This window comes from Peribacillus simplex, assembly GCF_001578185.1.
In the GTDB taxonomy this organism is placed as follows: domain Bacteria; phylum Bacillota; class Bacilli; order Bacillales; family DSM-1321; genus Peribacillus; species Peribacillus simplex_A.
Genome location: NZ_CP011008.1, coordinates 1,530,670 through 1,542,682, shown reverse-complemented (window position 1 = coordinate 1,542,682; position 12,013 = coordinate 1,530,670). Strand labels below are relative to the sequence as shown.

The 12,013-nt window shown below is 40.0% G+C and carries 11 protein-coding genes and 1 pseudogene; 2 read left to right on the top strand and 10 right to left on the bottom strand.

Annotated features, from left to right (window positions below; all coding sequences use genetic code 11):
• Window positions 1–10: 10 nt before the first annotated feature.
• On the top strand, window positions 11–1,369 hold the full coding sequence (locus UP17_RS07270; protein ID WP_061462322.1) for an IS1182 family transposase: 1,359 nt from the start codon (window positions 11–13) through the stop codon (window positions 1,367–1,369).
• Window positions 1,370–1,514: 145 nt separating this feature from the next.
• On the opposite strand, the gene UP17_RS07265 is transcribed toward UP17_RS07270, so the two are convergent.
• The 8 genes and pseudogenes from UP17_RS07265 to UP17_RS07235 all read right to left on the bottom strand — a co-directional run bounded on the left by UP17_RS07265 (window position 1,515) and on the right by UP17_RS07235 (window position 9,405).
• Window positions 1,515–3,668, bottom strand: coding sequence for a penicillin-binding protein (locus tag UP17_RS07265; RefSeq protein ID WP_081108752.1), 2,154 nt, complete (start codon window positions 3,666–3,668; stop codon window positions 1,515–1,517).
• A gap of 2 nt (window positions 3,669–3,670) precedes the next feature.
• Window positions 3,671–4,027: a cell division protein FtsL gene (ftsL, locus tag UP17_RS07260; protein ID WP_061462321.1), complete on the bottom strand. Its 357-nt coding sequence runs from the start codon at window positions 4,025–4,027 to the stop codon at window positions 3,671–3,673.
• Window positions 4,028–4,059: 32 nt separating this feature from the next.
• The gene (gene rsmH, locus UP17_RS07255) at window positions 4,060–4,992 is read right to left on the bottom strand and encodes a 16S rRNA (cytosine(1402)-N(4))-methyltransferase RsmH (RefSeq protein WP_061462320.1); all 933 of its coding nucleotides are present in this window, start codon (window positions 4,990–4,992) and stop codon (window positions 4,060–4,062) included.
• Between the two features lie 52 nt (window positions 4,993–5,044).
• Window positions 5,045–5,476 (bottom strand): division/cell wall cluster transcriptional repressor MraZ, encoded by a 432-nt coding sequence (gene mraZ, locus UP17_RS07250; RefSeq protein ID WP_061462319.1) that lies wholly within the window; start codon window positions 5,474–5,476, stop codon window positions 5,045–5,047.
• Between the two features lie 414 nt (window positions 5,477–5,890).
• Window positions 5,891–6,077: pseudogene (locus UP17_RS27395) on the bottom strand (IS5/IS1182 family transposase); the annotation flags it as partial.
• A 308-nt stretch (window positions 6,078–6,385) separates the two neighbouring features.
• Window positions 6,386–8,014, bottom strand: coding sequence for a bacillithiol biosynthesis cysteine-adding enzyme BshC (gene bshC, locus UP17_RS07245; protein WP_061462318.1), 1,629 nt, complete (start codon window positions 8,012–8,014; stop codon window positions 6,386–6,388).
• A 109-nt stretch (window positions 8,015–8,123) separates the two neighbouring features.
• The gene (locus UP17_RS07240) at window positions 8,124–8,516 is read right to left on the bottom strand and encodes a DUF3397 domain-containing protein (RefSeq protein WP_061462317.1); all 393 of its coding nucleotides are present in this window, start codon (window positions 8,514–8,516) and stop codon (window positions 8,124–8,126) included.
• A 4-nt stretch (window positions 8,517–8,520) separates the two neighbouring features.
• A complete protein-coding gene (locus tag UP17_RS07235) occupies window positions 8,521–9,405 on the bottom strand; it encodes a 2-dehydropantoate 2-reductase (protein WP_061462316.1) in 885 nt (294 codons plus the stop codon).
• A gap of 467 nt (window positions 9,406–9,872) precedes the next feature.
• Between UP17_RS07235 and UP17_RS07230 the strand changes: the two genes are divergently transcribed.
• Window positions 9,873–10,361 carry an N-acetyltransferase gene (locus UP17_RS07230; RefSeq protein ID WP_061462315.1) on the top strand — a complete coding sequence of 163 codons (489 nt, stop codon included), beginning with the start codon at window positions 9,873–9,875 and terminating at the stop codon, window positions 10,359–10,361.
• Window positions 10,362–10,403: 42 nt separating this feature from the next.
• Here the strand turns inward: UP17_RS07230 and UP17_RS07225 are convergent, their stop codons facing one another.
• A complete protein-coding gene (locus tag UP17_RS07225) occupies window positions 10,404–11,024 on the bottom strand; it encodes an RsfA family transcriptional regulator (protein ID WP_061462314.1) in 621 nt (206 codons plus the stop codon).
• Window positions 11,025–11,103: 79 nt separating this feature from the next.
• A complete protein-coding gene (locus UP17_RS07220; RefSeq protein WP_250211773.1) occupies window positions 11,104–11,946 on the bottom strand; it encodes an enoyl-CoA hydratase/isomerase family protein in 843 nt (280 codons plus the stop codon).
• Window positions 11,947–12,013: the final 67 nt, after the last annotated feature.

Here is a 12,013-nt window from a genome sequence, read left to right as displayed (position 1 = left end):
GGTGATGAGGATGCTTTCGAAACATGATTCTATTCAGCGAGATCAACTTGAAATGATTACGTTAGATCAACTGGTGCCACCGAACCATTTGGTTCGTAAACTAGAGGCTGCCATTGACTTCACTTTCATTTATGACTTGGTGAAAGATATGTATTCAGAGGTAGGACGCCCAATTATTGATCCAGTTATTTTAGTTAAACTGACATTCATTCAATATACCTTCGGTATTCGTTCCATGCGTAAAACGATTGAAGAAGTTGAAACTAATATGGCTTACCGTTGGTTCTTAGGCTATGGTTTCCATGATAAAGTACCTCATTTCTCTACGTTTGGGAAAAATTATGAGCGACGCTTTAAAGATACAGACCTGTTTGAACAGATTTTCTATCGCATTTTAATGACAGCTGCTAATAAAAAGTTAATAAGTGCTGAACACGTTTTCGTGGATTCCACACATGTGAAAGCCAGTGCGAATAAACGGAAATTTGAAAAGAAAATCGTTCGTAAAGAAACACGAGCGTATCAAGGGCGTCTTCAAGAAGAAATCAATCAAGATCGTGAAAACCATGGAAAGAAGCCTTTTCCATCAGATAAATTTGATAAAGAAGAGACCAAAGAGATTAAAGAAAGTACAACGGATTCTGAGAGTGGCTACTATGTGAAAGATGAACGAACAAAACAGTTTGCCTATTCATTCCACGCGGCCGCAGACCGCAACGGTTTTGTATTGGGAACGATTGTAACACCTGGAAATATACATGACAGTCAGATCTTAGAGCCACTAGTTGAACAAGTGATTGAGAAAATTGGAAAACCGGAAGCCGTTGCCGCAGATGCAGCTTATAAAACACCAGCGATTACAAGCTACCTATTTAACAAAGAAATCATACCGGCTTTACCTTATACACGTCCTCGCACCAAAGAAGGATTTTTCCGCAAACAGGACTATGTATACGATGAACATTTTGATTGTTACCTTTGTCCTTCGGGAGAGCTATTAAAGTACTCAACAACCAATAAAGAGGGCTATCGCGAGTATAAATCACCCAAACACACTTGTGCGGCATGCTCATTTTTATCTCAGTGTACAGAAAGCAAAGACCATCAAAAAGTGGTGACACGGCATATTTGGCAAACATATGTGGAAGAAGCAGATCATCTGCGTCATCATCAAGATGTAAAAACTATATATGCGAAACGTAAAGAAACGATTGAGCGTGTATTCGCAGATGCAAAAGAAAAGCATGGTATGCGTTGGACAACTTTAAGGGGACTTAAAAAATTGTCGATGCAGGCGATGCTTACTTTCGCTGCCATTAATTTAAAGAAGATGGCCAATTGGACATGGGGAGGTCCAAAAATGGCCTAACATAGTGGGCTCGTAGAGCCCCAATCTCCTAACTTCAGGCAAAAATTCAAAGGGAATCTCAAAAAGGGGTTCGGAATTTTTTAATTCCGAACCCCTTTTGTCTACAAACTGAAAGAGGGAATCCGTTTGGATTCCCTCTTTATCATCACTCTGTTTTCTCTTTATTCGGTATATCCTCTGCAGCTTTAGGCTGGGTTAATTCAATATTGAAGGTATCTCCTTCCTTCATCTTTTTCCCAGCTTCGATACCCTGTTTACTCACATAGCCAGTTCCTGTAGTTTTCAGATCCAGTTTTGCAACCTTAGCTAATTTCATGACATCGCGCAAGGACCATCCCTTCATCTCAGGAACTTTCATTTCCCCTTCGGTTTTCAAGATTATTTTTTCACCCTGTAATAGGGTACTACCGGCTTTCGGGGATTGATCGAGCACTTTACGCCCACTTCCGATCGTACTTACATCATAGCCAAGATCCTTCAGCTCTTTGACCGCTGAACTCTCGGTTTGATTCGTATAGTCAACGATTTTATTGGCTTTTTGTTTTTTAACATCAGAAGGTTTTATGTTCAGATATTGCAGGCTATTTTGCATGACAGGGTTAAATATCTCTGACAAAGGATCAGCCCCGACATAAGATACACCTAATTTCGGCTGCTTGACCGCCACATACATGACCAACTCCGGGTCATCTTTTGGAGCCATACCTAAAAAGGAGAATACATAGTTATTCTTCCCTTCTAAATATTTACCTGTCGGACCAGCAATTTGTGCCGTTCCTGTTTTCCCTGCAACTTCATATCCATCAATGGCATATTTTTTCCCTGTTCCGTTTTTCGCAGAAATTACCGTTTCCAAATAGTCTCGGACTTGTTTTGCAGTTTCTGCCGAAATCGGTTCCCCTGTCACTTTCGGCTTTGTCGTTTTCAAAACTTTTCCGGTATCCTGATCGGAAATGCTTTTTATCACGTACGGCTGCATCATTTTACCGTCATTCGCTATTGCGGAAGCAGCCTGGATCTGTTGAATCGGCGTAACGGTCGAACCTTGTCCAAAGGAAGTGGTAACTTTTTCAAGCTTATACTTGTATTGAATTTTACCGGTTATCTCGTTCGGCAAATCTATCCCAGTTTTTTTATCGAAACCGAACTTTGTCAAATACTCACGAAAAGTATCCGCTCCGATCTTATCCATTGCAAGAGTAGCAAAAGCGACGTTAGAAGAACGTTGAACCCCTTCTAGAAAGGTCATGCTCTTCCCTCTTTCGATTCCGCTATGATCATGAATTTCCCCTGAACCCGCTTTATAAGTTCCTGCAACAAAAGTTTCATTTGGATTAAAGACCCCTTCCTCAACAGCCGCGGCAAGGGTGAATGTTTTCATGGTTGATCCCGGTTCAAAGGAGTCTTCAATAGCCAGGTTACGCCATGTATCCGTTAGCCCGACTCTCGTTGTTGGGTTGAAGGAAGGCCTTTGCCCCATCGCCATAATCTCCCCTGTTTTGGGATTGGAAACAATCGCTATGATTTCCTCGGGATCGTATTTTTGTTGCACTTTGCTCATCGAATCTTCCAGGAGCGTTTGTATTTTCTTGTCGATGGTAAGCATGACATCATTGCCATTATCCGGAGCAACCACCTTTTCCTTTGTATCCGGCAAAAGGAAGCCCCAAGAGTCACTGTCATATGTCAGCTCCCCGTTTGTTTCCTGCAATTGTTTATTGAGGTACTTTTCAATGCCGAACTTACCAGCCGTTTCTCCCGTTTTTTCATCTTTTTCTACATAGCCAATCAGATGGGATGCGAAGATTCCATTAGGATAAAAACGTTTATTGGTTCTTCCGAATGTAATTCCCGGCAGTTCCAATTTTTCTATTTTCTGCTTGACGACCTGAGTCAGATCCTTGCCGGCACTACCGAACTCTACCTGGTATGCCTTTTTTTTCGTTAACCTTTCATAGATGTCCTGTTCATCCATGTCGATATATTTAGCAAGCTTTTTCGCAGTCATCTCCGGATCTTTGACATGCTCAGGTTCCTTTTCACTGAGTACAGCCCTTAAAATATAGGAGGAAGTATCCTCGGCGATGACTTCACCTTTTGTATCGAGTATGCTACCTCTTTTTGCTTTTATGCTCTGTGTTTTTTGATATTTCTTGTCGATTTTCGAAGCAAGTACTTCCCCGCCTGCGGTACCAGTCACCTCAATATACAAAAAGCGGCAGATTAATACAAAAAAGAGCAGGCCGAATAAGAAAAATAATCCGGCTGCCCCATGCTTCATATTTTTTTGTTTCTGCATTATCACTGCACACCCTTCACATTATTCTCATTTAACTTGAACCCTAGAGCTGCAGCTTTTTTCCAAATTCTTTCGTATGTACTAAGTTCAGCAACCTGCACTTTCAAATCATCATTCACTTTTCCTTGTTCTTCAATTGAATTTTCCACTAGCTGTATTTCTTTATTCGTTTCATAAATGTCCGCTTGATTAGAGACTATTTTCACTCCCATAAAAGTAACCATGATAGCAAGGGCACATAGTAAGAAAACTTCACCAATGGATATCTTCGCTTTACGGATGACCACTGTCTGATGTGTCTGTTGCTGCTGTTGGTCTTCATTTTGCTGTTCTTGTATTTTTTTGGCTATGGAACTCATTCATGTTCCCCCTTACTGATTTTTTTCTGTAATTATTGCTTTTCGGCGATTCTTAGCTTAGCCGATCGGGAACGATTATTTCCTTCCAATTCTTCTTCTGAAGGTAAAATCGGTTTTCTCGTAATTATTTTCATAGGCGGTTTGAATTCATCCGGGATAACTGGAAGTCCCGGTGGAAGGTCTGGCAAGCTACTTGCTTTTTTAAATACCGTTTTACAAATTCTATCTTCAAGAGAATGGAATGTAATGACAGATATTCTTCCTTCTTTATCCAAAAGCGATATGGCCTGCTCTAAGGAATCTTCAAAGACACCAAGTTCATCATTCACAGCGATTCTTATTGCTTGGAATACTCGTTTTGCAGGGTGTCCGCCTTTACGCCTTGCTGGGGCCGGTATCCCATCCTTAATTAGTTCTACAAGCTCAAAGGTCGTTTCAATCGGTTTTATTTCACGAGCCGCTTCAATTTTCCTGGCAATTTGCTTCGAAAATTTTTCTTCTCCATATTGAAAGAAAATTCTCATCAAATCATGGAATGACCAGGTGTTCACGACATCATAGGCAGAAATGGCAGCACTTTGGTCCATCCTCATATCCAAAGGAGCATCATGGTTATAACTGAAACCACGTTCCGGTGTATCCAATTGTGGGGATGACACACCTAAATCATAAAGAATCCCGTCTACTTTCTCGATTCCCCGGGCATTCAATTCTTCTTTTAAGTATTTAAAATTATTAGGAACAAGAACAATGCGTTCGCCAAATCTTTCCAACTTTTCCTTAGCATTCCGAATTGCCGTTTCGTCCTGATCAAAAGCATAAAGCCTACCATTGTCAGAGAGCTGTGAAAGTAAGTATTCGCTGTGACCGGCTCCTCCTAAAGTACAATCCACATAAATTCCATCAGGTTTGATGTTCAATCCATCAACCGTCTCTTTTAATAACACTGTTGTATGTTGAAACATGCTAGACATCCTTCCAATCAGTTATTGAGTGACTCTATTTTTGAGGGCAGCTTTAAATATCAAAGCCAATCATATTTTCTGCTATCTCAGCGAAAGAATCCTCCGAAGCTGAAAAATAGTTTTCCCAAAGGGATTTGCTCCAAATCTCAATACGATTGGTAACACCAAGAATTACACATTCTTTTTCCAATTGGCCATATGAAGTAAGCGGCGTGGGGATATTAATTCGCCCTTGTTTATCAATTTCGCATTCTGTAGCTGCAGAAAAGAAAAAACGGGTAAAGGCACGGGCATCTTTTTTTGTTAAAGGCAGGGCTTTAAGCTTTTCTTCAAGCAGCTTCCACTCTTCCATAGGGTAACCAAATAAACATTGATCGAGTCCGCGGGTAAGGACAAATTGCTCCCCGAGATCGTCCCTGAATTTCACTGGAACTATCAAACGGCCCTTTATATCGATGTTATGATGGTACTCTCCCATGAACATACCCACTACCCCCACATTCTAATCTCAATGTACCACATTCCCCCACCTTTCTCCACTTGTTTTTACTTTCTCCTTCCAAGTAAAAATTACCTTCTTTTCAACTTAAGTTTATTTAGTCAATTTATTTATTGAAACCTGCATTCCACTCGAATGGACTCAGACTAAGACGCAGTCCCACTATTTCTGTCGAAGTACTGCCAGTCAAGTGCCCTGGAACCAAAAAAAAGACAGGCTTTAACGAGGCTGCTGAAAAACTCACGCTTTTTTAACTAGTACGGTAAATCAAACTAAAAAAAGACAATTCTCATTCGATACTTGAATGGAAATCGTCTTTTTTTGCTTCTGTTTGTCACTTTTTCAGGCCATTAATTTCAATATTCTTTTCAAGTTAACGGTGAATATAGCCATTGCTCCTTATAATTCCATGCCAAGTAGACCCGAGGATTTTGCAACATCATACCCGTGTCTTTGTTTCAATTCTGTTTTTCGCTCCTATTTTATAACGTTCTTTTAATTTTTCTTTAAAATACTACTCCCTATCCCGGAATGTAGACTGTTCTGTATGTTCATTGGATTTAATACTTACAGAATAGGTCTTGCGTAACACGTTATCCTTTGAAACCACTACATCATAAATGGCCATATATGGACTAAAAACCATAGACATTTGTTTTTGAATCATCGTACTCACCCACATAAATATATTACCTTTGATTATAAAACAAAAAAAGGTAGATTTCCTCAGAATAAACGAGAAAATCTACCTCTATTGGTCCGAAGGGACTTTTTCAGTGCCCTCGCTTTAACGCCTGTCTTTTTTCCATTTTTCAATCCCTCCGTCAGATAGGGATGTGGAAATCCTCATTCAAAATGATTAGTCCACCACTTTTCCCCAAACGGATGATTTTTCTACATGAAAATCAATTTATGCTGATTATTGAACCGGTATTCCAATTTCATGATATCCCGAACGAACTCTGGTCCATATAGATTCAAGTAATAAAAAACATTCCAAATCCTCTCCTGGGGTGATCCAAGAGGATACATCGAATTTGCTATCCGTTCATATTTTTTCAATATGACCGAATGACGTTCCTTTGTACGGTCACCAATTTTCCCATATATAAAATCCAGTTGCTTTTGGATGAATTCAATGTTTTTATTCAACATTGGCTCAAGTCCTCTATCTATAGAGACAGCGCGGACAAAAAGCTTTCCATGGTTCTCTTCAAGCTGTGATTTCAGCGTCCCAAACAGCTGGTCAATCGTCTCATCTTTCACGGAATCGAGATAACTTTTTACTGCATTAGCGGTTCCTTCAGTCAGAACAGTTTCCAAACTGAGTTCCATTTCTTCAAGATCTGCATGGACACTGCGCTCCACAAGCGTGATGTTTAACCTAGGAATGATTGGAGGCATCTTCATGGAAAACAGCTCAAAAGCCTGTTTTAATTCTGCCCAATAGGCTATTTCCCCTGGCCCAGAAATGAAAGCCAAAACAGGGAAAAGCATTTCCTGCATAAGTGGGCGTGTAATGACATTGTTGCTTAATCGTTCTGGATGGTTTTTGGCTATCTGCAGGAGTTCCTGCCTGGAAAAAGATACCTCCCCGTTTTTCCCGCTGAAACCGCCTTCTACACGTTCGAGTAAACATCGGTCTTTTTTTTCTGGATCATAATAAAATAAATTCGCTGCCTGTTTATCCATTTCTATCATTTTTGCATACCCTTTAGCATGCAAGAATGACTGCTGTTCCTCGACCACTTCAGCAATCCTTTCACTTTCATTGATCATCGATTCGAAGTAGGCCCTCTCGATTCGCCTTAATTCCGGATCTCCCGCATCGACTAGTAAAAGTCCATATTCTTTGAACCATTCATGAATCAGCCGGGCGAAAAAATCGACGAAGGTTTTTGATTGCCTGATGGTTTCTTTCATATCAATCAGAAGTTTATTCGTAAAGGCAGTTTCACCATATGTTTCAATGATTTCTTCAAACCACTTCTCTGCCTTTTCCGTTTCCAGTTCCACATCAGAAACCATTGTTTTATACGGCTGATAGGAAGGATAGGTTTTTTTGTAGGGTTTACCGTTTTTCATTACATAAACATGATTGACTTCAGCTAAATCATGATCTTCTCCAGCTATCCAAAAAACTGGAATCACTGGCTGCCCTAGTTCTTTTTCCTGTTCTTCCGCAAGCTTAATGACCGAAATCACTTTATGAATGGTATACAGCGGACCAGATAATAACCCAGCCTGCTGTCCTCCGATAACGACCACGGAATCATCCCTGCGCAACCTTTCAATATTTCCCTTAACGGACTCACTGCTTGAAAGACGAGACATGTATTGTTGTATGTAATCCGACAATTCACCACGTAAAAAAGAGCGGTTCATCAATTCATTATATCTATTGCGATAAATGTCAGGCTTAGACAAGTCATAGTGAAAATAATCTTCCGTTTCAAGGCGGTTTTGTAAATAGTCCGATGCAAAACGGTTTAACGATGGTAACGCGAGATCTTTCATCTCCATTTCTGTTCTCCCTTTCTCTGCAACTACAATTCTTTTTAGAGTATAACATTCCGGTTTAAGAAAACAAAAGAAGTTGCCCAGCAGCAGAAAATTGATGCGATGTTCTATGTTATGTAGTCAATATCTTAGTAATACTTGTAATTAAACCAATGGAAAATAACAGAAGATAAGCTAAGAAAAAGAAGGCGAAGTTCACTCTCCAAAAACCCTTTAATACCTTACGGAAAATGATTTCTTCCTTCACCTTGTAATGGACAAGGACCACCACGAATGCGTTGATGATCATGATGAGCATGATCACCCAAAGAATTTGCTTATCCCAAATTGTAATAATTAAATAATGGACGGATATTACGAACAGCAGCGTACTCATGTCCATAGCAAATTGAACGGAGCGCCTATGGTTTCCAGTGAATTGTTTGGCACTTATAAAAAAAAGTATATACCCTACGAAAGGCAAGGTAATGAATATCGCGGCAAGGCTTGAAACAACGTTCGGCACACTCTCATCCCCCCTGAGACTCTTTTCCTTTGACCATCTTATATAGAGAAGACGTCAGGCAATCACTTTTCCCTTTACTCTTTGCCTCCGAGAGGATATGACCCAAAATAGCATCAATTTCCGTTTTTCGGCCATTTTCTAAATCTGTTAGCATCGACGATCGATTTTCCGCTGTCGCCATACAAACGGATTTCACATGTTCAAATGACTCTGTTCTATTTTGGATTTCCAAAATACCAGAGATTTCTTCAAAAAGGGCTTGAAACAATTGATAATAATAGGCATTAGTGATTAGACCGCCATTTTCCACAGCAAGGATCGCTGTTAATGGATTTATCACTGAATTAACGACAAGCTTATCCACCAGCATCGTATGATAATCTTCACTCTTAGTGAAGGGGAATTGATCGAACATTTCATTAACTAACGAGAGTTGTTCAAGTTCCCCTTTAAATGAAGCGATCCTTGTAATGCCTAATCCAGTGTGTTCTACGGTATTCAAATCATGTTTCAATGCCCCATGCTCCACTACCCCCACATAGATGGCTTGGGATTGAAGCTGCTTCAAATAAGAAATATGCCCGTAGCCATTCTGCAAGAAAAGCAACGGAACCTGGATATCATTGATCCTAGGCAGTATTTGCGGCAGGTGATATTGCTTAACGGCCATTATAAGAAGATCCTCATCCGAAATCCCCTCATCCAAGCTCTTTGAAACGATGCCTGCCAGCAGACGGCTTTCACCATCCACAATAAGACGTATACCTTCATGATTGATGATGGAGGCCTGTTCCGCAGTATGGGTATAAAGAGTCACTCTATGGTTTTCACTCAAATGAGATGCAAACAGCAGCCCGATGGCCCCTCCCCCAATGATTCCAATTCTCATAATAACCTTCCTTACTATTTGAAATATATTAACTATTTTAACACATTATCCTTTTTACCCTGCATCAATTTTCACATCAACAACTTTGGAAAACCCCGCTAATCAACTTAAATGAAGTTCCCCAGCCCATCAACAAGGGTCGCAATGGAATTCAATGAAAAGAATTTTAAATACCCATTAGAAGATATATTTCCTTCTTCAAGCGATAATTTAATGGTATATTATATAGGAAAAGCTTACATTCTTTAGACTATATAGGAACAAAGATACCCCCAATCTTAACCATCGAGAAATCGAAGGGAATGGGCGGGGGATAAAAGGCTGTAGGCATTTAGTCAGCAAGGATAAATCTGTCGATGTCATACTAGATTTAGCCTTTAGCTGGAATTCCACATGGTAAAGATCGGTGGGATGACTTTCAATGGGTAATGGGAAGAGGTTTATCAGAATTAAGGGGGAGCTTTTTTATGGAATACAAGGTGGAACGATTACTTGTTAATTTTAAAACGCTTGAGGAATTCAAAAAGTTCAAAGAATACGGGATACAGGAACTGTCAATGCTAGATGATTTAGAGGGTAACATCATTGAAAATGACAGCCAGTCACCTTTTTATGGAATCTTTTATGGCGACAAACTTGTAGCACGGATGAGCCTGTATAAAAGAAGCGCTAAATTTGACCAGTATTTTGACAATTCAAGGGACTTCCTTGTTCTTTGGAAACTTGAAGTCCTGCCTAACTATCAGAAAAAGGGGTATGGAAAAGCTTTAGTCGAATTCGCTAAAAGCCTGAACATGCCTATCAAAACCAACCCAAGAGTCCATTCACAAGACTTTTGGAAAAAAATGGGCTTTTCTGCAGTTTCCTATGATATGGAAAGGGACCTTGGAGAAAACCCACTGATTTGGAGCCCATTTGACAAACAAGAAAATAAAGAAGTAGATACACAAGAATAAGGAAATATAGAAAATGCGGGCGGATTTTCCCACCCGCATTTTCTATTTACTTACCCTTTCCAAATTGCCATTCTTATCCATTTGAAAACTCACCTTCGGATTCGTTTTTTCATCTTCTTGCACACTAAGCTTTCTTGCCCGCTCCATAATCTGCATTAACGCACGATAATCTTCCTCTACCGCTTTCAAGTTTTCTTTAAGCAGTGAATTCTCTTCCAGTAATCGTCCATTTTCCCGGTCAAGTAATAGGGACTGCTCAAAAATCCGTTCTTTTTCCTTATTTTCAAGCTGAAAAAATTCATCCATTTTGGTTAAATATAATATAACTTCCTGGAGGGTGATAGATTCTTTTTCTTCCTCCTGGGGCGATTTTTGTTCAATAGTGTTATTTTCCACCACTGGAACGGAATCCCTTTCCAAATCAGGATCATTGACCACCTGTTCTTTCCTTTGTTTTTTCGCCAGCTCAATCCCTGATTTATATTGCTTCCTTACAAATGAATTCCAACGGAATCCACATGCAGCCGATGTCCTCGATAATTGTTTCCCCACTTCTTCAAAAGCCTTTAATTGTGTACTGCCTTCCCGTATATGCCTTAGTACCACTTCAGCCAACAACAAATCTTCATCGTGAGTCCATGCATCTTGTCTCGCAATCGACATCTCTCTACCTCCTTAGCAAGTTTTAATTCATAATATGCACATGCTAGGAAAGATAGAAGATATATAGAGCGGGTAATATTTATTTTTTCTTATTTAAAAAACGGCCAACTGCATCATGATGCTCATCACTCGCCCACAGTTTAGAACATTCCCGGATTTCCGCATCCATCCTTCCTCTAAGCCCGCTATACTCCCATTTATGGACAAGCAATCTTTTATAAGCCATCAATACCCCTGTCTCATGGCGAAGAAAATCTTCTGCGAACTTCTCCCACCCATCCAATCCTTCTCCGACTATCTCATCTACGAAACCAAATTCCTTTGCTTCCTCAGCTTTATGTATTTTTGCATCCAATAATAGCTTCAGCGCTTTTTGCTCTGGTATTTTTTCAAGCAAAAGTGAAGCTCCGCCCCAGCCAGTCGTGATTCCTAGAGTTCCTTGTACAAATCCTAGCTTAGCTCCGCTCTTTGCCAATCTGAAATCACAAGCTGTCGCTATTTCGCATCCCCCGCCGACTGCGCTTCCGTTGATGAGCGCAAATGTTGGTTTAGGAAAAACTGCTAGTGTATAAAGTATTTCACCCATTTTCGATAACATAGTAAAGGCTTCTTCTTCTGTATGCAAATCCTGAAATTCACTTAAATCCCCACCTGAACAGAATGCCTCAGAGCCCGCCCCTGTCAGGACCAGTAACTTAACTTCGTCATCGTGTGCCGCTTTTGACAATATCGACTTAAGTTCGTCCATCAATTGATAATTCACGGCATTCCTTTTCTCCGGTCTATTAATTAGGATCTTCATGATACCGCGTATATCCTTTTCAACCTTAATCATCTGATACACATATTCACCTTCTCCAAAATCATCATCGAATATAGATGATTCTAAATATTCTGCCAAATAAATTTGTAAAAAAAACACAGAGATATATCTCTGCGCTTTTTTTAGCGTGTTGCATCAAGAAAGCAAAGCTCTCAAGTAGGTCAAG

Excerpts from the sequence above, each read along its gene's own strand:
- UP17_RS07270 (WP_061462322.1), top strand. The coding sequence starts at position 11 with ATGCTTTCGAAACATGATTCTATTCAGCGAGATCAACTTGAAATGATT.
- UP17_RS07265 (WP_081108752.1), bottom strand. The coding sequence starts at position 3,668 with ATGCAGAAACAAAAAAATATGAAGCATGGGGCAGCCGGATTATTTTTC.
- ftsL (WP_061462321.1), bottom strand. The coding sequence starts at position 4,027 with ATGAGTTCCATAGCCAAAAAAATACAAGAACAGCAAAATGAAGACCAA.
- rsmH (WP_061462320.1), bottom strand. The coding sequence starts at position 4,992 with ATGTTTCAACATACAACAGTGTTATTAAAAGAGACGGTTGATGGATTG.
- mraZ (WP_061462319.1), bottom strand. The coding sequence starts at position 5,476 with ATGTTCATGGGAGAGTACCATCATAACATCGATATAAAGGGCCGTTTG.
- bshC (WP_061462318.1), bottom strand. The coding sequence starts at position 8,014 with ATGGAGATGAAAGATCTCGCGTTACCATCGTTAAACCGTTTTGCATCG.
- UP17_RS07235 (WP_061462316.1), bottom strand. The coding sequence starts at position 9,405 with ATGAGAATTGGAATCATTGGGGGAGGGGCCATCGGGCTGCTGTTTGCA.
- UP17_RS07230 (WP_061462315.1), top strand. The coding sequence starts at position 9,873 with ATGGAATACAAGGTGGAACGATTACTTGTTAATTTTAAAACGCTTGAG.
- UP17_RS07225 (WP_061462314.1), bottom strand. The coding sequence starts at position 11,024 with ATGTCGATTGCGAGACAAGATGCATGGACTCACGATGAAGATTTGTTG.